We start from the raw sequence: 18,112 nt of genomic DNA, 5'->3' as shown, positions 1-18,112 counted from the left end.
GTTCACAATGGGAATCAAGAGTTATAAACCAACATCGGCAGGACGCAGACACCAGACCTGTTCGACTTTTGAAGAGATTACGACAACGACAGCCGAGAAGTCCCTTCTTGTTTCTCTTACCAAGTCGGGTGGCAGGAATGCGTTGGGTCGTGTTACCGCACGCCACATCGGTGGTGGTCACAAGCAAAAATATCGCATCATCGACTTCCGTCGTGATAAACGCAACATACCCGCAACGGTTGCCAGCATCGAATACGACCCCAACCGTAGCGCCCGCATCGCACTGTTGAACTACGTTGATGGTGAAAAACGCTATATCCTGGCGCCGCTTCATCTTAAGGTAGGAGATACGGTCATCAGCGGTCCCGAGGCCGACATCAAGCCCGGTAATGCATTGCCGCTCCGCTCGATCCCGCTCGGTACGATTATTCACAACATCGAGCTGAAGATCGGTAAAGGAGCACAGTTGGCCAGGAGCGCCGGCACGTTTGCCCAGCTCATGTCCAAGGAAGGCAAGTATTCCCAGATCAAGCTGCCGTCGGGCGAAGTGCGCATGATCCTTCAAGATTGTTATGCCACCATCGGGCAGGTTGGCAATATCGACCACGAGAACGTAAATGTGGGCAAAGCCGGTCGTTCGCGTTGGCTCGGCAAACGTCCCAAGGTTCGCGGTGTCGCCATGAACCCGGTTGACCATCCCCATGGCGGTGGCGAAGGGCGTACATCCGGTGGCCGTCATCCGGTAACCCCGTGGGGTATCCCCACCAAGGGCTACAAGACCAGGACCAACAAGTCTTCTGATCGCTTCATTGTGAAGAAGCGTACCAAATAATACGTTGAGAGGCTGATACATCATGGCACGTTCAATAAAAAAAGGACCTTTCGTCGATGGGCATCTGATCAAAAAGGTGCAAACTGAAGGGCCCAACTCGAAAAAGATCATCAAGACGTGGTCGCGTCGCTCAACCATCACACCTGATTTTATCGGCCTCAGTCTTGCCGTCCACAACGGACGCAAGTTCATTCCAGTCTTTGTGACTGAGAACATGGTCGGCCACAAATTGGGTGAGTTTGCACCTACGAGAACCTTTCACGGCCATGCCGCCGACAAGAAGAGTAAAGTCAAGAAGTAATCAGGGGAGTTTGAAATGGAATCCAGCGCAAAATTGACATTTGCACGACTTTCACCTCGTAAGACCCGCCTTGTGGTGGATCTTGTCAGGGGCAAGGCAATACAGGACGCACTCAATACCCTGCGTTTTCTTCCGCAACCTTCGGCAAAGCTTATCTCCAAGCTTTTGACGTCTGCGGTGGCCAATGCAGAGCAGAAGGGTGTCTCCGATGTTGATAAGCTGTTTGTGAAGACCATATACGTGGATGGCGGTGCAGTGTTGAAACGCTTTGTGCCACGAGCCATGGGACGCGCCAGCAAGATCCGTAAACCGACCAGTCATATAGCGGTTACTCTTTCCGATACGAAATAGTTTTTACCTGGAGGTGTAGTTTGGGACAAAAAGTTAATCCGATAGGCTTCAGGCTTGGTGTCGTAAAAACATGGGACTCCAAGTGGTATGCGGAGGCAGATTATGCCAAGCTTCTGCATGAAGACCTGGCAATTCGGAAATTTCTGAAGAAGCGGCTCTATAATTCAGGTGTTTCCAAGATTGAGATCGAGCGTGCGGCTAACAAAACCAAGATCAATATTCATACCGCTCGTCCGGGCCTGATCATCGGCAAGAAGGGTTCCGAGGTAGAGACTATAAAGAAGGATCTGGCCAAGCTGACTTCCAAGGAAGTGTTCATCAACATCCACGAGGTTCGCAAGCCCGAACTGGATGCCCAGCTGGTTGCAGAGAACGTAGCTCTCCAGCTTGAACGCAGGATTGCCTTCCGCCGCGCCATGAAAAAGAGCGTCACCTCGGCACTCAAATTTGGCGCTAAGGGTATCAGAATTACCTGTTCCGGCCGTCTCGGCGGCGCGGAAATGTCCCGGACCGAGTGGTATCGCGAGGGGCGCGTTCCTCTGCATACCCTGCGTGCGGACATCGATTACGGTTTTGCGGAAGCCAAGACCACCTACGGCATCATCGGAATCAAAGTTCTGATCTTTAAGGGTGAAATTCTCCCCGGTCAGTAACATCCTTATTTTGCGCTACAGGAGTATGCATCAATGTTAATGCCTAAAAGGGTAAAACATAGAAAACAAATGAAGGGCCGTATGACCGGCAAGCCGTGTCGCGGCATTGAGCTCTCCTTCGGTGAGTTCGGTCTGCAGGCCACCGAATGCGGTTGGCTGGATTCCCGCCAGATTGAGGCCGCCCGTATTGCCATGACCCGTTATGTCAAGAGGGGTGGCAAGATCTGGATCCGCGTGTTTCCGGACAAACCGTTGACCGCGAAACCGGCTGAGACCAGGATGGGCAAGGGCAAGGGGTCCCCCGATTCTTGGGTATGCGTTGTCAAGCCGGGAACCGTTCTGTATGAGATGGAAGGTGTCTCCGAGGAGATCGCCCGCGAAGCGCTTCGACTGGCCGCACATAAACTGCCCGTTTCCACCAAGTTCATCCTCAGGGGAGGCGACCATGAAGCCTAACGAGCTGCGCAAGCTGTCGGCCGACGAGCTGACCAAGAAACAAGGCGAGCTGACCCAGGAACTGTTTAACCTGACGTTCCAGTTACATACCGGCAGGCTCGAAAATACCGCCAAGCTGAAGGTTATCCGTAAAGATATTGCCAGGATCAGCACCATTCTCACTGAGAGCAAGGCATAGGGAGCAACAGATGAGTGAACGTGGCCACAGAAAATCACAGTTAGGTGTCGTGGTGAGCGACAAGATGGACAAAACGGTTGTCGTCAAGGTTGACCGTCTTGTAAAGCACCAACTTTATAACAAATATATCAAGCGTAGCGTGAAATACAAAGTCCACGACGAACAAAACGTCTGCAAGGTCGGTGACCGCGTTCAGATTATCGAATGCCGCCCGCTGAGCAAGGATAAGCGCTGGAGCCTGAAGCAGATCATCGAAAGCATCTCTTAGGACAGGGGTACCGAGTAATGATACAGATGCAGTCAATACTGGATGTAGCCGATAATTCAGGTGCCAAGAAACTTTTTTGTATCAAGGTGCTTGGCGGTTCGAAACGTAAATACGCCGGGGTAGGTGATATTATTGTCGCCTCTGTCCGCGAGGCTCTGCCTAACTCGAAGGTCAAAAAAGGTGATGTCGTCAAGGCGGTTATCGTTAGAACCGCTAAAGCGCTTGGCCGGCCCGACGGTTCGTACATTCGTTTCGATGATAACTCCGGCGTCGTGGTCAATAACCAAAAAGAGCCGGTGGGAACGCGTATTTTTGGCCCGGTGGCCAGAGAGTTGCGTGCCAAGAAGTTCATGAAGATCATTTCCCTCGCACCTGAAGTACTTTAATCTGAATCGGAGAACGTAGATGCAAGCCATGAAATCTCATGTCAGCAAGGGCGATACGGTAATGGTTATTGCCGGCAAGGAAAAGAGCAAGACCGGCAAGGTCCTGAAGCTGGTCCCCAAGAAGAATGGTGTCATCGTTGAGGGACTCAACCTTGTCAAGCGCCATGTGAAGGCACGTGGCAATGAGCCGGGTGCCATCAAGGAGAAGGAAGCTGTGATCCATATCTCCAACGTTATGCCCTATTGCCCCAAGTGTGCCAAGCCGGTCAGGACCAAGACTACCGTCCTGGAAAATGGCGACAAACAGCGGAGCTGCGTTAAATGCGGCGCTTCGCTTGAGAAATAGTTCGAAGGAGATACCATTACCATGGCACGTTTGAAGGATGTATACCAGAACGAGATCGTTGCCAAGCTGCGCAAGGATTTCGACTATAAGAACATAATGGAAGTTCCGCGCATCGAGAAGGTCGTCGTCAATATGGGTCTTGGCGAGGCTATCCAGAACGTCAAGATCCTCGATTCCGCAACCGCCGAATTGAACGCCATTACCGGTCAGAAATCGGTTATCACCAAGGCAAAGAAGTCCATCGCAACCTTCAAATTGCGCCAGGGTATGCCGATCGGCTGTATGGTGACCCTGCGCCGGGATCGCATGTTCGAGTTCCTGGACCGTCTGATGAACGTGGCTCTCCCTCGAGTCCGCGACTTCAAGGGTGTTTCCGGCAAGGCGTTTGACGGCAAGGGCAACTATACGCTTGGTATCAAGGAACAACTTATCTTCCCTGAAATCAGCTATGATGCCATTGACAAGATCAAGGGACTGAATATAACGATCGTAACAAGCGCCAAAACCGACGAGGAAGGCAAAGCGCTTCTCAAGTACCTGGGCATGCCGTTCAGGAACTAAGATAAACTGGAGGATTCCGTGGCAAAAACCTCAATGATCATCAAGTCTCAGCGCAAACCCAAGTTCAAGGTCCGTCAGCATAACCGCTGCCCGGTCTGCGGGAGACCCAAAGCATTTTATCGCAAGTTTGAGATGTGCAGGATTTGTCTTCGCAAGTACGCGTCGTCCGGGCAGATTCCCGGTGTGATCAAGTCCAGCTGGTAGACAATCGAACTTGAAGTACATTAGATAGGAGCACGCACGATGTCCATGACAGATCCAGTCGCAGATATGCTGACCAGAATACGCAATGCCAACATGGTCAAGCTGCAGAAGGTCGATATCCCTTCCTCTAACCTGAAGGTCAATATAGCCAATGTATTGAAGCAGGAAGGTTTCATTAAAAATTACAAGGTTATTTCCGATAATCTTCAGGGAGTTCTGCGGATTTATCTGAAGTACATCGACGAGAAGGACAGCGTGATCAATGAGATCAAGCGAGTCAGCAAGCCCGGTGGCAGGGTCTATACGAAATCCGAGGATATCCCTGTCGTAAAAAACGGTCTTGGTGTGGCTATTCTGTCCACCTCCAAGGGGATCATCACCGATAACGCCGCCCGTCAGGCTGGCATCGGCGGCGAGCTTATCTGCACCATTTGGTAAACATTGCGATCAAGGAGTAAGCTGAGATGTCGAGAATAGGGAAACTCCCCATAGAGATACCCAAAGGGGTAAAGATCGTCCTGGATGAAACGTTGGTTTCCGTACAGGGACCTAATGGCAAGTTGGCCCGCCAGGTTATGTCCAACGTCACGATCAATGTCGGCGAAACATCGCTTGCGGTCGTCAGAAACGACGAGAGTGCCGCTGCACGTGCAGCTCATGGCCTGACCCGCACCCTGATCAACAATATGGTCGTCGGTGTGACCAAAGGATTTCAGACCGACCTTGAGATCAACGGCGTCGGTTATCGCGCCGAGGTTAAAGGAAAAGAGCTCGTTTTGAGCCTTGGCTACTCCCATCCGATCAATTTCCCAATCCCGGAAGGCATTGTCATCGATGTGGACAAGATGACCAAAGTCTCCGTGAAGGGCGCCGATAAGGAACTGGTGGGTCAGACAGCCGCCAAGATCAGATCTTTCCGTGGCCCCGAGCCCTACAAAGGCAAGGGTATCAAGTACGCTGACGAGACTATCCTGAGAAAAGCCGGCAAGACCGGTAAGAAATAGTCTTTATAAGGAGATTGTTGTGGCAAAGACCGCACTTAAAACCATTATCCGTCTCAAACGTCAGGTTCGTGTCCGCAAAAAAGTTCGTGGCACGAGTGAGCGTCCTCGTTTGAACGTCTTCAAAAGCGCACGTCATATCTACGCCCAGATCATTGACGATACAAAGGGCGTCACCCTGGTTGCCTGCTCGACTATTACCTCTGATGCCGCTGAACTTGCATACACAGGTAATGTCGCCGCAGCAACCCATGTGGGTAAAGAGATCGCCCGCCTGGCCATGGAAAAGGGTATTTCATCAGTGGTATATGACCGTAACGGTTTTCTGTACCACGGCAGAATCAAGGCACTTGCTGACGCAGCCCGCGAAGCCGGGCTTCGTTTCTAAAGCATACGAGGAGGCTTTCATTGAGCAGAATCAATCCAGCGGAACTGAATCTCACGGACCGTGTTGTTCACATCAGCCGCGTTGCCAAGGTCGTTAAAGGTGGTCGTCGCTTCAGCTTTTCTGCCCTGATCGTAGTTGGTGACGGCAATGGTTATGTCGGTTATGGTCTTGGCAAGGCGAACGAGGTGCCTGAGGCAATCAGAAAAGGCGTTGAACAGGCCAAGAAAAACCTCATCAAGGTGCCCGTCAACCAGCATCAGAGCATCCCTTTTGAGATAGAGGGTAAATTTGGAGCCGGACGCCTGTTGATGAAACCGGCATCCGCTGGTACGGGTGTTATTGCCGGTGGTGCTGCCCGCGCCATCTTCGAAGCAGCCGGTATTAATAATATCCTTTCCAAATGCCTTGGCTCCAACAATCCCCACAACGTGGTGAAGGCCGCATTTGCAGGCCTCATGAGGCTGAAAACTCCGGAAGAAATTGCTGCACGCCGTGGCATAACCGAATAATCGATCGAAGTGAGGATACCATGAGTAGCATGCTACAGATCACACTCATCAAGAGCACTATCGGGAAAACCAAGAAGCACCGCGACACCGTTGCAGGGCTCGGCCTTTCCCGTCTCAACCAGACCGTTACCCGGCCTGACTCCCCCGAAGTACAGGGGATGATCAATAAGGTTGGCCACATGCTGAAAGTGACGAAGTAAAAGGGGTGGAACACATGGATTTAAACACACTTAAACCCGCACTGGGTTCGACGAAGGATAGAAAGCGCATCGGCCGCGGTACCGGCTCCGGCCACGGCAAGACCGCCACAAAAGGACACAAAGGACAGAAGGCCCGTTCCGGAGGCAGCATCAAGGCCGGCTTCGAAGGTGGTCAGATGCCTTTGCAGCGCCGGCTGCCCAAGCGTGGTTTTACGCCGCTTGAGCGTGTCGAGTATGCCGTGGTGAACCTTAGCCAGCTGGACGTTTTTGAGGCTGGCACGGAGGTCGATGCCGCTGCTCTGGCTGCAAAGGGATTGGTAAAGGGTACCAATTGTTTGGTGAAAATCCTCGGGAACGGCGATATCACCAAAGCTCTCAAGGTCGCTGCCACTAAATTCAGCCAATCCGCCAAAGAGAAGATTGTAGCCGCAGGCGGATCTGTCGAGGAGAAGGCCTAGTGTTCGAAGCACTCCAGAACATCTTCAAGATCCCCGAGTTGAAGAAACGCGTGCTTTATTCCTTGGGGATGCTGGCAGTCTATCGCGTCGGATGTCATATTCCTACCCCTGGTATCGATAGGATTGCTCTGTCGCACTTTTTCAAGCAGGCCCAGGGAACCCTTCTCGGCATGTTTGATATGTTCTCCGGTGGTGCCCTCGAACGATTGACGGTTTTTGCCTTGGGCATCATGCCGTATATCTCTTCTTCGATCATATTTCAACTGCTGACCGTCGTTGTTCCGGCCATTGAAAAACTTTCCAAGGAAGGTGAGTCGGGCCGTAAGAAGATCATCCAGTACACCCGCTATGGCACAATCGTGCTCAGCTTCGTGCAGGGCCTCGGTATCGCCATAGGCCTGGAGAGCATGCGCGGCCCTGCCGGTGAATTGGTAGTTCCCAATCCTGGCTGGGGCTTCCGGCTCATGACGGTTATTACACTTACCGCGGGAACTGCGTTCATCATGTGGCTTGGTGAACAGATGTCGGAAAAGGGAATCGGCAACGGTATCTCTCTCATTATCTTTGCCGGGATTATCGCCAGGATACCAACTGCTCTGAGCAATACGGTCAGACTGCTGAACGCCGGACAGCTTTCCTTGTTCGTGCTTGTATTCATCCTTGCCGTAATGTTTGCCGTTATTGCCGGCATCGTTTTTGTCGAGCGAGGCCAGCGTCGCCTCCCGATTCATTATGCAAAACGTGTGGTCGGGTTGAAGACTTTCAACGCCCAAACCTCCCATCTGCCCCTGAAGGTTAATATGGCTGGCGTTATACCGCCGATCTTCGCCTCGTCCATCATCATGTTCCCGGCAACGGTGGCTAACTTCATCAATATTCCGTGGGTTCAGAATGCAGCCAAAAGCTTGGCGCCTGGTCACTTGGTGTATGATATCTTTTTTGTTGCTTTCATCGTCTTTTTCTGTTATTTCTACACGGCTGTAACTTTTAACCCGGTAGATGTTGCGGAAAACGTAAAAAAACATGGTGGCTATATTCCCGGCATCAGGCCAGGGAAAGAGACTTCGGACTTTATCGACAGCGTCCTGACGCGGTTGACATTTGCCGGTGCTATCTATATTTCCATAGTGTGTGTTCTGCCTTCCATACTGATTGGCAAGTTCAATCTTCCCTTTTATTTTGGAGGGACGGCCTTGTTGATTGCGGTTGGCGTCGGCATGGATACGGTCGCCCAGATCGAATCACACCTTATTACCCGCAATTATGAAGGGTTTTTGAAGGGCGTCAGGATCAAGGGGAGGAAATAGGATGAACGTCATCCTGTTTGGTCCTCCGGGGGCTGGCAAGGGAACCCAGGCTCAATTTATCGTTGAGCGCTTCGGTATTCCACAGATTTCGACTGGCGATATGCTCCGTGCTGCCGTTAAAGCTCAAACACCGCTTGGTGTGGCTGCCAAGTCGATCATGGATGCCGGTGGTTTGGTTTCCGACGAGATCGTGCTTGGTCTGGTCAAGGAGAGGATTTCCAAACCGGATTGTGATGCAGGCTTTATTCTCGACGGCTTTCCGCGCACTACCCCTCAGGCGGATGGGCTTATTGCTCTACTGAGTGGTCTCGGGAAGCATATAGATCATGTAATCTCGCTTGAAGTGGAAGGTGCCGAGATCGTTCAGCGACTTTCCGGCAGGCGGACCTGCCCGTCGTGCGGCAAGGGATATCATGTGGTGTACGACGCTCCAGTTGTTGCCGGCGTATGTAATGTGTGCGGTGCCACTTTGGTTCAGCGTGATGATGACCGTGAAGAAACGGTCAAGAACCGCTTGGATGTCTATTGGCAGCCGACCTCGCCGCTTAAATCGTATTTTGAGCAGTGTGGTTTGATGCGTTGCATTGACGGCAACGGCACGATTCAGGATATTCAGCGCCAGATATGTGCGATATTGGAAGGCAGTACCGGTGATCGTCCTTAAGTCTCTCCGTGAGATTGAGAGGATGAGAGCAGCCTGCAGGATTGTAGCAGAGATACTCCTTCTACTTCGAGAACAGGTCAAACCGGGTGTCTCAACAGCGGAACTGGAAGAGTTGGCGAATGCCGAGACCCTGAAGCGTAAGGCAAAAGCCGCTTTTAAAGGATATTGTAATTACCCCAGCGCTTTGTGTTGTTCACCCAACGATCTGGTTGTCCACGGGATGCCGACCAAGACGCCTCTAAAAGAAGGGGACATCCTCAGCCTTGACTTTGGCGTCCTGTACAACGACTTTTATGGTGATGCCGCTCTAACCATACCGGTGGGTACAGTAAGGGCAGGTGCACAGGCTTTGCTTGCCGCAACGGAAGAATCGCTTTACGCTGGTATAGATAAGGCGGTACCCGGCGGCAGGTTGGGTGATATTTCCCATGCCGTTCAGTCGTATGTCGAAGTAAAAGGCTTTTCCGTAGTACGCGATTTTGTCGGACACGGCATCGGCAGGAAACTCCATGAAGAGCCTCAGGTGCCTAATTTCGGCACTGCGGGAACCGGCGTAAGGCTCAAACCGGGTATGGTTCTGGCGATTGAGCCCATGGTTAACGAAAAGTCTTATGAGGTTAAGGTTCTGGAAGACGGCTGGACGGTAAAAACGTGTGACGGCGGACTCTCCGCTCATTTTGAACATACGGTTGCCGTCACCGATAAAGGGCCTGAAATTCTGACGCGCATTTAGCAAGTACGTGAAGGGGAGTATTATGAAAGTACGGGCATCGGTTAAAAAGATTTGCGACAAATGCAAGATTATCAAGCGCAAGGGTGTGGTTCGTGTTATCTGTGACATCCCCAAGCATTCTCAGCGTCAGGGATGAGTAATTAAAGGAGGATTTTCAATTGGCACGTATTGCAGGTATTGACTTACCAAAAAACAAACGGATCGTTGTTGCTCTCACCTATATCTACGGTATCGGTAATTCGACGGCAGAACGTATCCTTGCCTCCGCACAGATCGACCCCAACACCCGCACGGACAAGTTGACTGAAGCTGAAGTCTCTCGTCTTCGCGACGAAATTGACCGCAACTGCAAGGTCGAAGGGGACCTGCGCCGTGAGATTTCGATGAATATCAAGCGGCTCATGGATCTTGGCTGTTATCGTGGCCTGCGTCACAGAAAAGGTTTGCCGGTCCGCGGCCAGCGCACCAAGACCAATGCCCGTACGCGTAAAGGCCCTGCCCGCACCGTTGCCGGCAAAAAGAAATAATCCCATTTAGCTCTGGAGAATTCGAATGGCAAGTCCTGCGAAGAAAGTCGTCCGCAAGAAAAAGGAACGCAAGAATATTTCCAACGGTGTTGCCCACATTCAGGCAACATTCAACAATACGATCATCACGATTACGGATCCCGTCGGTAACGTGGTTGCTTGGTCGACCGCGGGCGCCAAGGGGTTCAAGGGCTCCCGTAAAAGCACCCCGTTTGCCGCCCAGATTGCTGCTGAGGACTGCGCAAAAAAAGCGCAAGAGCACGGGATGCGTAGCGTTGAGGTTTATGTTAAAGGCCCCGGTTCAGGTCGTGAATCAGCACTTCGCGCCCTTCAGGCCGCAGGTTTTGCGATCAGCTTCATCAAGGATGTGACACCAATTCCCCATAACGGTTGTCGTCCGCCCAAACGTAGAAGAGTTTAACTCGCGTCATTCATACCAAGGAGGTTTTCATTGGCTCGTTATACAGGACCTTCGTGCCGTCTGTGCAGAAGAGAAAACATGGAATTGTTTCTGAAGGGGGAGCGCTGCTACACCGATAAATGCGCCATCAAACGGCGTAATTATCCTCCGGGGCAGCATGGTCAAGGACGTTCAAAAACCTCCGATTATGGCGTTCAGCTTCGCGAGAAGCAGAAAGTGCGCCGTATCTATGGCCTTTTGGAAAAGCAGTTCCGTGGCTATTTTCAGGAAGCCGACCGCATGAAAGGGGTGACCGGTGAAAACCTGCTCTCCCTACTTGAACGGCGTCTCGACAATGTGATCTACCGTCTCGGGTTTGCTTCTTCCCGCACCGAATCGCGCCAACTCGTACGTCACGGCCACTTTACCATTAACGGCCGTAAAGTGAATATTCCTTCCATTCAGCTCAGGCTGGGTGATGTCATCGAACTTCGTGAAAAGAGCAGAAAGATTACTGCTGTCAACGATTCTCTGGAAGCGGTTGTACGGCGTGGTATCCCCCAGTGGCTCGAACTTGAGCGTGATGCCTTCAAAGGTGTTATCAAGAGTCTGCCGGTTCGCGAGGATGTTACTACCCCGATCCAGGAACAGTTGATCGTCGAGCTTTACTCGAAGTAATTCCCGGGAGACCTGCGTGGCCTTTGCGCCTCATGTCCATGACCGGACAATAATCCTCCGGAGGAGGTTGTAATGTATAAAAATTGGCGAGATCTGATCAGGCCAAAACAGCTTCAAGTCGAGAAAGAATCACTTTCAAATACATACGGCAAATTTTATGCTGAACCATTCGAACGAGGCTTTGGTACCACGCTCGGTAATTCCTTGCGCAGGATTCTCCTGTCCACCCTTCAGGGCGCTGCCATCACCTCGGTTCGCATCAAGGGTGTGCTACACGAGTTTTCCACCATCCAGGGTGTTACCGAGGATGTTACCGATATCATCCTTAATCTCAAAGGTGTCCGCCTCAAGCTGCACTCTGCCGACCAGGCCACTATCAGGGTCGTGCACAAAGGTGAGGGGATCATTACCGCCGGTGATATCCTCGTCGGCCACTCGGTTGAGGTCATGAATCCCGATCACCACATCCTGACCTGCGGCAAAGACGCCAACCTCGAAATTGAGATGACGGTCAAGATGGGTAAAGGGTATGTACCTGCTGATCGCAATCGTGATGAAAAAGCCCCCGTGGGTACCATTCCGATTGACGCCATCTATTCTCCTATCAAGAAGGTCAATTTCAACGTATCCAATGCGCGTGTCGGGCAGATGACGGACTACGACAAACTGACCCTTGAGGTCTGGACAGACGGGAGTGCAAATCCTGAAGACGCGGTGGCCTATGCCGCCAAGATCATGAAGGAACAACTGAGCATCTTCATCAACTTCGACGAAGAGTCTGAGCCGAGTCTGGTTGAAGAGTCCCAGGAAGAGAAGGACAAGATCAACGAGAATCTGTATCGTACGGTTGATGAACTGGAACTCTCGGTACGGTCGGCCAACTGCCTCAAGAATGCCGGCATCAAGCTGATCGGCGAACTGGTTTCCAAATCCGAGGCGGAGATGCTGAAGACTCAGAATTTCGGTCGCAAGTCCCTCAATGAGATAAAGGATATTCTCTGCGATATGGGCCTGACGTTCGGCATGAAACTGGATGAATTCCCCGATCCGGAGATCATGCGCCGGCTGCGCGGCGAAAAGAAGGAAGAAGAGTAATACCCCGGATTAGCCAATCGTTTCAGAAAGGAATGCGTTATGCGTCATAGTAAAGCGGGCAGGAGACTTGGCAGGAAAACGAGTCATCGCGAAGCGATGTTCAGAAATATGGTTACCTCGCTGTTAGCCCATGAAAAGATCACGACAACCGACGCCAAGGCAAAAGAGATTCGCTCTGTTGCCGAAAAGATGATCACCCTTGGCAAACGTGGCGATCTGCATGCACAGCGTCTTGCTGCCTCATATATTCGTGAAAAATCTGTAGTGACGAAGCTGTTTTCAGCCATTGCCCCGCGTTATAAGGACCGCCCTGGCGGTTATACGCGTATCGTCAAGCTTGGCATTCGCCAGGGTGACACCGCTCCGATCTCCCTGATTGAGTTGGTGGAAGAAGAGATGAAGCCGAAGGCAACGCCGGCGAAAGCTCCGAAAGCCCCTTCCCGTAAGCCTGCCGTGGCCAAGGCGGCCCCTGCCGAGCCTGCGGTGGAACCGGCGGCTGTTCAGACCGCGGTCGTTGACCCAGCCGAACAGTGTGAGGCCAGCGCCGATTAGATCCATCAGTTCCGGCGTTATATGAATAGAAAGAGGCAAGGGTAATAATCCCTTGCCTCTTTTTTATGAGAATTTTTTCCCCTGACCAGGTGCTGTCAGGTGATCAGATCAACCACCAGTCCCTTGATTCCGATCACCTTTGCCGTGATGGCCATACTGTCCCGATTCGCCTGGATGATGAGGTTATAGAGCTTGTCAGCCTCGGCATCGATTATGGTTATGATCTCGAATGATCGCGGGTTCTGTGGCGTGCCCCCAATTTTTTCGAGTCGATAGGCCTCGTTGGAGATCCTTTTGGCCAACGTGCTCAAGAGGTCACGGAAACGCTTGAAGTTTGGCAAGGTCGGTTCCTGGGCCAATTTATCACCCATCATCTCTATTTCCTGGCGAAGGTTTTCTACCTCCTGCTGGTACGAGGTCATGTCTGTCTGACGATTTGTCAACTCGGCCACGAAAGCCGAACCGGTACCGCCTTTCATAACAGAGGGGTTTTTGCTTTGCTGCCCGACCCCTGGTGTTGGTAGTGAATCCCTGATACGCATTTCCACGTCCCCATCATCCCTTTTTCGTCACCATACCATACTCTCCCCCGGCAGGCAATTGCGGCAAAAATGCAACAATCACATTTGCATCGTCCGAGGCTTGTGCTATGCTTGCAGCCGTTGCCAATCTCAGCTCGAGGTGCACAGGAGGACGACCATGCTGGATTTATTCGAAAAGACGCTTATGACCGCTATCGGGGCCGTGGCCATCACCCAGAAGAAGACCGAAGAGTTGGTCGCCGAAATGCGGGAAAGGTACAAGGTGAGCGAAGACGAGGGAAGGTGCTTTGTCGAGCGTATCCAGGGGATCGCTGAGGAGAGTAAAGAAAAAATCCGGGAAATGGCGGAAACCGAGGTTCGAAAGGTCGTGGACAGATTGGGACTCGTACCACGGGACGAGTATGAACGATTAGTCAAGCGTGTGCAGGAGCTGGAAACCCGGATCGCTGATTGAGCCGCCTCTCCCGTGTCCAGTTTGCGAAGGGCCAATAGGCGTATTGCCGGGCCGGGGCTCTTTCCCTGCTCCGGTATGATGTGATCGCCACACCAGGCTTGCGAGAATAGCTCATGCTCTCATTTTTAAAAATTAACCGGAATATACGCAGTATTCGCCGCTACTGGAATATCGCCCGCGTTCTGAGCGCCTATGGTTTCGACCATGCCCTGGAGACTATGGGATTACATGATATCGCCGCCCGGGGCAGGCGGCTCCTGCGGCACGATGCCGTCGACATTGCCCGCCTTTCGGCTGCCGAGCGGATGCGATTGGTCCTGGAAGAGTTGGGACCGACGTTCGTCAAGCTGGGGCAACTGCTTTCAACACGCCCCGACATCATCCCTGCCTCCTTTGTGCAGGAGTTCGAAAAACTGCAGGACCATGTACCGAGTTTCTCGTTTACCGAACTCATGGCCCAGGTGGAACAGGAGTTGAAAAGCCCGATAACGAATTTTTTTGCCGAGATCGATCCGGAACCCCTTGCTGCGGCGTCCATTGCCCAGGTACACCGTGCCTGCCTGTTAACGGGCGAGCAAGTGGTGATCAAGGTTCGCCGCCCCGGCGTGGTCGAATTGGTTGAGGCGGATATCGGTGCACTGATGTCGTTGGCTCATCTGGCCGAACGCCATGTTCCGGGCAGCGAAATCTACGATCCCGTAGGCGTGGTGCGCGAATTCGCCCGTACCATCAGACGGGAGATGGACTTTACCCGTGAGGGACATACCATTGAAAAGATCCGCGATAACTTTTCCAAGATCCCTTGGATGTATTTCCCGCGGGTCTACTGGCAACAAAGCACTCGTGGCGTACTGACCCTTGAGTATGTTGACGGAATCAAGGTTTCGGATCTTGAGAGGCTGGAACGCAGCGGACTGGACCGGAGGATAATTGCTCAACGGGGTGCCGATGCCTTTCTGGAGATGGTTCTCAAGCACGGTTTTTTTCATGGAGATACGCATCCGGGCAATGTGATGATTCTGCCGGATAACGTCATTTGTCTTTTGGATTACGGCATTGTTGGCAGGTTGGACGAAGAACTCAGAACCTTTCTGAGCGATATCCTTCTGGCGATAGTCAATCGGGACATGGATCAGGTCATCTCCCTGCTGCTCTTTGCCGGAGATATTTCCGACAACCTTGATGTGCGTGCCCTGAAGCGGGATCTCTCAAACTTCATCGACAGCTACTACGAAATCCCTCTCAAGGAGATCGAAGTCGGGCGAATGCTCATGGAGTTCATTGAGATCATTACCTTGTACAGCATCCGCATCCAGCCAGATCTGATGCTCCTGGCGAAGTCGTTGATCATTATTGAGGGAATGGGTCGTTCTCTTGATCCTGCGTTCAATATGGTGGAACACCTGCGCCCCTTCATGGAGAAGGCCGTTCGTCAGCGTATGTCCCCCCGGCGCATCACGCGCGACATTAACGCAGTGGTGGGGTCGTATCTCAATCTTGCCCGCAATCTCCCACGCGACCTCAAAGAGATCATCAACCGCGTCAATCGCAACAAATTCAAGATCGATCTGGAACACCGGGGTCTGGATAAGTTCACCGCCGATTTCGACCGTTCCATTAATCGTCTCTCTTCCAGTCTTATCCTGGCCGCCCTGATCATCGGTTCGTCGATCATCATGCAGATCGAGCGGGGGCCGCAACTGTTCGGTTTACCCGCACTAGCCTTTCTGGGATATACCGCGGCCGGATTGATTGGTCTCTGGTGGGTCTACGGTATCATCCGCTCGGGAAGGCTCTAGCCGGCAACCGGTTTGCAAGGTGGAAATTATTTAAAATGGAACAGAAACTGCCAATTTACGAGCGAAAAAAACGGATACGCGAAGCGGTCATCATCGCCCTGGCGGTTATCCTGATCCTTTTTCTCACCAAGACAGAGGTACATCTGACCCGTTTGAGCGCCGACGCGCCCATGGGAAGCAATATCGCCATCTTCGGCGTCATAAACATCGTCGTTATGTTGGTGATCCTGCTGGTGTATCTCGTCTGCCGTAATGTGGTGAAACTCTTTGTGGAAAGCCGCACAAATCCGTTTGCCAAGCGGTTGCGCACCAAGCTGGTACTCTCGTTCGTCGGATTGTCGCTCGTTCCCACCATGCTCCTCTTCTTTGCCGCCGCCGGATTTATCAACAATACGGTCCACAACTGGTTTAATACCCAGGTGGAAACGTCCCTAAGCGAGTCCTTGGAGGTGGCCCGGACCTACTACAAGAATTCAGCCTCCAACTCACTGTATTACGGTCGCCAGATCAGCACGTTCATCAAGTCCCAGAAGCTGCTCAACGAAGCCAACCTGCCGGAACTCAAGGAGCTGATTCGCCAAAAGCAAAAGGAATACAACCTGGGGGTGGTGGAGGTCTATTCGGCCCAACATGAAGAACTGGTCCGTTCCTCCAATCCCGATGTCCCCCAGAGCGAGTTCACTAACCCTGCCTCTGAAGACATAAAACGCGGCCTTCTGGGCGAAGAACTGACACGTATCAATCAGGCCGGCAAGGCCGACCTGATCAGGGGCATCGTGCCGGTCTATTCCACCTGGAACCAGATCGACGTGGTTGGGGTGGTGGTTGTCAACTATTATGTCCCCTATTCGTTGGTCAACAAGATGAAGGAGATCACAGATTCATATCATGAGTTCCGCCAGCTCAAGATCATGAAAAACCCGATCCGGACCGGCTATATCGCTACATTGTTCCTGATTACCGCGGTCATCGTCTTTTTTGCCTACTGGATGGGGGTCTATCTGGCCAACAGCATGACCAGGCAGGTGCAGGACTTGGTGGACGCCACGCGTGCCGTAGCGGACGGCAATCTCGACATCCATATCGAATCCTATTCGGCCGACGAGATCGGCATGCTCATCCAGTCGTTCAATCGCATGACCGAGGATCTGCGCAGCAAGCAGCGGGCGCTCAATGCCTCCAACCAGGAATTGTCCCGCATCAACCAGGAGATTGAGCAGCGCCGGCAGTACATGGAAATAGTGCTGCGCAATGTGGCCGCCGGCGTCATATCAGTCGATAAGGCCGGCGTCGTGACCACGATCAACAAGTCTGCCGAGCGTCTCCTGAACATCAACACCAGCAAGGTGCTGGGGCGAAATTTTCGTGACGTGCTGCGAGAAAAACATCTGGAGATCGTCAAAGAGGTCGTGCGCGATCTGTCGCTCTCAAAACAGGATACCGTCAGTCGACAGATCTTCCTGGATATTCAGGGCGCCCGTCTGGCCCTGCATCTTCACCTTACCATGCTGCGCGATGAACAGGGAAATATCCTGGGGACGGTCTTGGTGCTGGACGACATGACCCAGATGATGAAGGTCCAGCGCATGGCGGCTTGGCGCGAGGTCGCCCGGCGTATTGCCCACGAGATCAAGAATCCGCTCACGCCGATCCAACTTTCGGCGCAGCGTCTGCGGAAGCGATATCTGTCGCGTTTCAGCGACGATGAGGTTGTCTTTGACGAGTGCACCGAAATGATCATCAAGTCCGTGGACGAGTTGAAAAATCTGGTCAACGAGTTTTCGAATTTTGCCCGCATGCCGGCGATCCAGCCTGAACCGAACGATCTCAATACCCTGATCCGCGAGACCCTGACGCTTTACCAAGAGGCACACCGCGGGGTGTCGTTCCATTTTGAACCGGACGAGCATCTCCCCTTGATCAAGATTGACCGGGACCAGATCAAGCGAGTGATCATCAACCTCTTGGAAAATGCTGTGGCGGCCATGGATGAAGAGGGGGAGGTCAGGATCAAAAGCAACTATGATGCGGAGTTGAAGATGGCATCGTTTGCCATTTGCGACACTGGTCCCGGCATTACGCCCGAGGACAAGCCCCGCCTGTTTGAACCCTATTTTTCTACTAAAAAATCGGGGACCGGCCTTGGGCTGGCAATTGTCAGCAGTGTTGTCACCGACCATAGCGGTTTTGTGCGGATCAAGGACAATCAGCCGAGGGGTGCTTGCTTTATAGTGGAATTACCGGCGGCATAACATAAGAAGGCCGCGCG

At 52.4% G+C, this 18,112-nt stretch carries 30 protein-coding genes; 29 read left to right on the top strand and 1 reads right to left on the bottom strand.

Going from position 1 to position 18,112, the window contains the following annotated elements; genetic code table 11:
- The first annotated feature begins 7 nt into the window (after positions 1-7).
- The 26 genes from rplB (at position 8) to rplQ (ending at position 13,048) form a co-directional block, all read left to right on the top strand.
- Positions 8-832, top strand: a complete 825-nt coding sequence (gene rplB / locus LDN12_RS10990) for a 50S ribosomal protein L2 (RefSeq protein WP_223922719.1) — start codon at positions 8-10, stop codon at positions 830-832.
- A gap of 22 nt (positions 833-854) precedes the next feature.
- Positions 855-1,133: a 30S ribosomal protein S19 gene (gene rpsS, locus LDN12_RS10985; protein ID WP_149209896.1), complete on the top strand. Its 279-nt coding sequence runs from the start codon at positions 855-857 to the stop codon at positions 1,131-1,133.
- Between the two features lie 15 nt (positions 1,134-1,148).
- Positions 1,149-1,484 (top strand): 50S ribosomal protein L22, encoded by a 336-nt coding sequence (rplV, locus tag LDN12_RS10980; protein ID WP_223922718.1) that lies wholly within the window; start codon positions 1,149-1,151, stop codon positions 1,482-1,484.
- A gap of 20 nt (positions 1,485-1,504) precedes the next feature.
- On the top strand, positions 1,505-2,137 hold the full coding sequence (gene rpsC, locus LDN12_RS10975) for a 30S ribosomal protein S3 (RefSeq protein WP_223922717.1): 633 nt from the start codon (positions 1,505-1,507) through the stop codon (positions 2,135-2,137).
- 33 nt (positions 2,138-2,170) lie between these two features.
- Positions 2,171-2,593 carry a 50S ribosomal protein L16 gene (gene rplP / locus LDN12_RS10970; protein ID WP_223922716.1) on the top strand — a complete coding sequence of 141 codons (423 nt, stop codon included), beginning with the start codon at positions 2,171-2,173 and terminating at the stop codon, positions 2,591-2,593.
- A complete protein-coding gene (gene rpmC / locus LDN12_RS10965; protein ID WP_223922715.1) occupies positions 2,583-2,771 on the top strand; it encodes a 50S ribosomal protein L29 in 189 nt (62 codons plus the stop codon). Before rplP ends, rpmC begins: the two co-directional genes overlap by 11 nt.
- A gap of 10 nt (positions 2,772-2,781) precedes the next feature.
- The gene (gene rpsQ / locus LDN12_RS10960) at positions 2,782-3,039 is read left to right on the top strand and encodes a 30S ribosomal protein S17 (protein WP_223922714.1); all 258 of its coding nucleotides are present in this window, start codon (positions 2,782-2,784) and stop codon (positions 3,037-3,039) included.
- 17 nt (positions 3,040-3,056) lie between these two features.
- Complete coding sequence (gene rplN / locus LDN12_RS10955) at positions 3,057-3,425, top strand: 50S ribosomal protein L14 (RefSeq protein ID WP_223922713.1); 369 nt, start codon at positions 3,057-3,059, stop codon at positions 3,423-3,425.
- Positions 3,426-3,444: 19 nt separating this feature from the next.
- On the top strand, positions 3,445-3,771 hold the full coding sequence (rplX, locus tag LDN12_RS10950) for a 50S ribosomal protein L24 (protein WP_223922712.1): 327 nt from the start codon (positions 3,445-3,447) through the stop codon (positions 3,769-3,771).
- A gap of 21 nt (positions 3,772-3,792) precedes the next feature.
- The gene (gene rplE, locus LDN12_RS10945) at positions 3,793-4,332 is read left to right on the top strand and encodes a 50S ribosomal protein L5 (protein WP_223922711.1); all 540 of its coding nucleotides are present in this window, start codon (positions 3,793-3,795) and stop codon (positions 4,330-4,332) included.
- Positions 4,333-4,350: 18 nt separating this feature from the next.
- On the top strand, positions 4,351-4,536 hold the full coding sequence (locus tag LDN12_RS10940) for a type Z 30S ribosomal protein S14 (protein WP_223922710.1): 186 nt from the start codon (positions 4,351-4,353) through the stop codon (positions 4,534-4,536).
- A 39-nt stretch (positions 4,537-4,575) separates the two neighbouring features.
- Positions 4,576-4,974 (top strand): 30S ribosomal protein S8, encoded by a 399-nt coding sequence (rpsH, locus tag LDN12_RS10935; RefSeq protein ID WP_223922709.1) that lies wholly within the window; start codon positions 4,576-4,578, stop codon positions 4,972-4,974.
- Between the two features lie 26 nt (positions 4,975-5,000).
- Complete coding sequence (gene rplF / locus LDN12_RS10930; RefSeq protein WP_223922708.1) at positions 5,001-5,540, top strand: 50S ribosomal protein L6; 540 nt, start codon at positions 5,001-5,003, stop codon at positions 5,538-5,540.
- A gap of 19 nt (positions 5,541-5,559) precedes the next feature.
- Positions 5,560-5,925 carry a 50S ribosomal protein L18 gene (gene rplR, locus LDN12_RS10925; protein WP_223922707.1) on the top strand — a complete coding sequence of 122 codons (366 nt, stop codon included), beginning with the start codon at positions 5,560-5,562 and terminating at the stop codon, positions 5,923-5,925.
- A 20-nt stretch (positions 5,926-5,945) separates the two neighbouring features.
- Positions 5,946-6,434, top strand: a complete 489-nt coding sequence (rpsE, locus tag LDN12_RS10920; RefSeq protein ID WP_223922706.1) for a 30S ribosomal protein S5 — start codon at positions 5,946-5,948, stop codon at positions 6,432-6,434.
- Positions 6,435-6,454: 20 nt separating this feature from the next.
- Positions 6,455-6,634, top strand: coding sequence for a 50S ribosomal protein L30 (gene rpmD, locus LDN12_RS10915; RefSeq protein WP_223922705.1), 180 nt, complete (start codon positions 6,455-6,457; stop codon positions 6,632-6,634).
- A 14-nt stretch (positions 6,635-6,648) separates the two neighbouring features.
- Positions 6,649-7,092 carry a 50S ribosomal protein L15 gene (gene rplO / locus LDN12_RS10910; RefSeq protein WP_223922704.1) on the top strand — a complete coding sequence of 148 codons (444 nt, stop codon included), beginning with the start codon at positions 6,649-6,651 and terminating at the stop codon, positions 7,090-7,092.
- Positions 7,092-8,399 (top strand): preprotein translocase subunit SecY, encoded by a 1,308-nt coding sequence (gene secY / locus LDN12_RS10905; protein WP_223922703.1) that lies wholly within the window; start codon positions 7,092-7,094, stop codon positions 8,397-8,399. The genes rplO and secY overlap by 1 nt, the downstream gene beginning before the upstream one ends.
- A gap of 1 nt (position 8,400) precedes the next feature.
- A complete protein-coding gene (locus LDN12_RS10900; protein ID WP_223922702.1) occupies positions 8,401-9,063 on the top strand; it encodes an adenylate kinase in 663 nt (220 codons plus the stop codon).
- A gap of 22 nt (positions 9,064-9,085) precedes the next feature.
- Positions 9,086-9,796, top strand: coding sequence for a type I methionyl aminopeptidase (gene map / locus LDN12_RS10895; RefSeq protein WP_238482100.1), 711 nt, complete (start codon positions 9,086-9,088; stop codon positions 9,794-9,796).
- Between the two features lie 22 nt (positions 9,797-9,818).
- Positions 9,819-9,932: a 50S ribosomal protein L36 gene (gene rpmJ / locus LDN12_RS10890; RefSeq protein WP_173197078.1), complete on the top strand. Its 114-nt coding sequence runs from the start codon at positions 9,819-9,821 to the stop codon at positions 9,930-9,932.
- A gap of 22 nt (positions 9,933-9,954) precedes the next feature.
- Entirely contained in the window at positions 9,955-10,323 is a 369-nt protein-coding gene (gene rpsM / locus LDN12_RS10885) for a 30S ribosomal protein S13 (protein ID WP_223922700.1), read from the top strand.
- A gap of 25 nt (positions 10,324-10,348) precedes the next feature.
- A complete protein-coding gene (rpsK, locus tag LDN12_RS10880; protein WP_223922699.1) occupies positions 10,349-10,744 on the top strand; it encodes a 30S ribosomal protein S11 in 396 nt (131 codons plus the stop codon).
- 30 nt (positions 10,745-10,774) lie between these two features.
- A complete protein-coding gene (gene rpsD / locus LDN12_RS10875) occupies positions 10,775-11,401 on the top strand; it encodes a 30S ribosomal protein S4 (protein ID WP_223922698.1) in 627 nt (208 codons plus the stop codon).
- A gap of 72 nt (positions 11,402-11,473) precedes the next feature.
- Entirely contained in the window at positions 11,474-12,496 is a 1,023-nt protein-coding gene (locus LDN12_RS10870) for a DNA-directed RNA polymerase subunit alpha (RefSeq protein WP_223922697.1), read from the top strand.
- Between the two features lie 39 nt (positions 12,497-12,535).
- Positions 12,536-13,048: a 50S ribosomal protein L17 gene (rplQ, locus tag LDN12_RS10865; RefSeq protein ID WP_223922696.1), complete on the top strand. Its 513-nt coding sequence runs from the start codon at positions 12,536-12,538 to the stop codon at positions 13,046-13,048.
- 95 nt (positions 13,049-13,143) lie between these two features.
- Here rplQ and LDN12_RS10860 read toward each other — a convergent pair whose 3' ends face one another.
- Positions 13,144-13,590, bottom strand: coding sequence for a YaaR family protein (locus LDN12_RS10860; RefSeq protein ID WP_223924055.1), 447 nt, complete (start codon positions 13,588-13,590; stop codon positions 13,144-13,146).
- A 157-nt stretch (positions 13,591-13,747) separates the two neighbouring features.
- Between LDN12_RS10860 and LDN12_RS10855 the strand changes: the two genes are divergently transcribed.
- The 3 genes from LDN12_RS10855 (at position 13,748) to LDN12_RS10845 (ending at position 18,095) form a co-directional block, all read left to right on the top strand.
- The gene (locus tag LDN12_RS10855) at positions 13,748-14,044 is read left to right on the top strand and encodes a phasin family protein (protein ID WP_223922695.1); all 297 of its coding nucleotides are present in this window, start codon (positions 13,748-13,750) and stop codon (positions 14,042-14,044) included.
- A gap of 113 nt (positions 14,045-14,157) precedes the next feature.
- Positions 14,158-15,843 (top strand): 2-polyprenylphenol 6-hydroxylase, encoded by a 1,686-nt coding sequence (ubiB, locus tag LDN12_RS10850; protein WP_223922694.1) that lies wholly within the window; start codon positions 14,158-14,160, stop codon positions 15,841-15,843.
- A gap of 35 nt (positions 15,844-15,878) precedes the next feature.
- The gene (locus LDN12_RS10845; RefSeq protein WP_223922693.1) at positions 15,879-18,095 is read left to right on the top strand and encodes a PAS domain-containing sensor histidine kinase; all 2,217 of its coding nucleotides are present in this window, start codon (positions 15,879-15,881) and stop codon (positions 18,093-18,095) included.
- Positions 18,096-18,112: the final 17 nt, after the last annotated feature.

Origin of the sequence: Geobacter sp. AOG2 (genome assembly GCF_019972295.1) — a bacterium.
Taxonomy (GTDB): Bacteria; Desulfobacterota; Desulfuromonadia; order Geobacterales; family Pseudopelobacteraceae; genus Oryzomonas.
Note: the sequence above shows the minus strand (reverse complement) of the source record. Positions and strands in the feature narration are given on the sequence as shown.

What these genes read in the sequence shown, in the direction of transcription:
- rplB (WP_223922719.1), top strand. Translation starts at nt 8, where the DNA reads ATGGGAATCAAGAGTTATAAACCAACATCGGCAGGACGCAGACACCAG.
- rpsS (WP_149209896.1), top strand. Translation starts at nt 855, where the DNA reads ATGGCACGTTCAATAAAAAAAGGACCTTTCGTCGATGGGCATCTGATC.
- rplV (WP_223922718.1), top strand. Translation starts at nt 1,149, where the DNA reads ATGGAATCCAGCGCAAAATTGACATTTGCACGACTTTCACCTCGTAAG.
- rplP (WP_223922716.1), top strand. Translation starts at nt 2,171, where the DNA reads ATGTTAATGCCTAAAAGGGTAAAACATAGAAAACAAATGAAGGGCCGT.
- rpmC (WP_223922715.1), top strand. Translation starts at nt 2,583, where the DNA reads ATGAAGCCTAACGAGCTGCGCAAGCTGTCGGCCGACGAGCTGACCAAG.
- rpsQ (WP_223922714.1), top strand. Translation starts at nt 2,782, where the DNA reads ATGAGTGAACGTGGCCACAGAAAATCACAGTTAGGTGTCGTGGTGAGC.
- rplN (WP_223922713.1), top strand. Translation starts at nt 3,057, where the DNA reads ATGATACAGATGCAGTCAATACTGGATGTAGCCGATAATTCAGGTGCC.
- rplX (WP_223922712.1), top strand. Translation starts at nt 3,445, where the DNA reads ATGCAAGCCATGAAATCTCATGTCAGCAAGGGCGATACGGTAATGGTT.
- rplE (WP_223922711.1), top strand. Translation starts at nt 3,793, where the DNA reads ATGGCACGTTTGAAGGATGTATACCAGAACGAGATCGTTGCCAAGCTG.
- rpsH (WP_223922709.1), top strand. Translation starts at nt 4,576, where the DNA reads ATGTCCATGACAGATCCAGTCGCAGATATGCTGACCAGAATACGCAAT.
- rplF (WP_223922708.1), top strand. Translation starts at nt 5,001, where the DNA reads ATGTCGAGAATAGGGAAACTCCCCATAGAGATACCCAAAGGGGTAAAG.
- rpmD (WP_223922705.1), top strand. Translation starts at nt 6,455, where the DNA reads ATGAGTAGCATGCTACAGATCACACTCATCAAGAGCACTATCGGGAAA.
- rplO (WP_223922704.1), top strand. Translation starts at nt 6,649, where the DNA reads ATGGATTTAAACACACTTAAACCCGCACTGGGTTCGACGAAGGATAGA.
- LDN12_RS10900 (WP_223922702.1), top strand. Translation starts at nt 8,401, where the DNA reads ATGAACGTCATCCTGTTTGGTCCTCCGGGGGCTGGCAAGGGAACCCAG.
- map (WP_238482100.1), top strand. Translation starts at nt 9,086, where the DNA reads ATGAGAGCAGCCTGCAGGATTGTAGCAGAGATACTCCTTCTACTTCGA.
- rpmJ (WP_173197078.1), top strand. Translation starts at nt 9,819, where the DNA reads ATGAAAGTACGGGCATCGGTTAAAAAGATTTGCGACAAATGCAAGATT.
- rpsK (WP_223922699.1), top strand. Translation starts at nt 10,349, where the DNA reads ATGGCAAGTCCTGCGAAGAAAGTCGTCCGCAAGAAAAAGGAACGCAAG.
- LDN12_RS10870 (WP_223922697.1), top strand. Translation starts at nt 11,474, where the DNA reads ATGTATAAAAATTGGCGAGATCTGATCAGGCCAAAACAGCTTCAAGTC.
- rplQ (WP_223922696.1), top strand. Translation starts at nt 12,536, where the DNA reads ATGCGTCATAGTAAAGCGGGCAGGAGACTTGGCAGGAAAACGAGTCAT.
- LDN12_RS10860 (WP_223924055.1), bottom strand. Translation starts at nt 13,590, where the DNA reads ATGCGTATCAGGGATTCACTACCAACACCAGGGGTCGGGCAGCAAAGC.
- LDN12_RS10855 (WP_223922695.1), top strand. Translation starts at nt 13,748, where the DNA reads ATGCTGGATTTATTCGAAAAGACGCTTATGACCGCTATCGGGGCCGTG.
- ubiB (WP_223922694.1), top strand. Translation starts at nt 14,158, where the DNA reads ATGCTCTCATTTTTAAAAATTAACCGGAATATACGCAGTATTCGCCGC.
- LDN12_RS10845 (WP_223922693.1), top strand. Translation starts at nt 15,879, where the DNA reads ATGGAACAGAAACTGCCAATTTACGAGCGAAAAAAACGGATACGCGAA.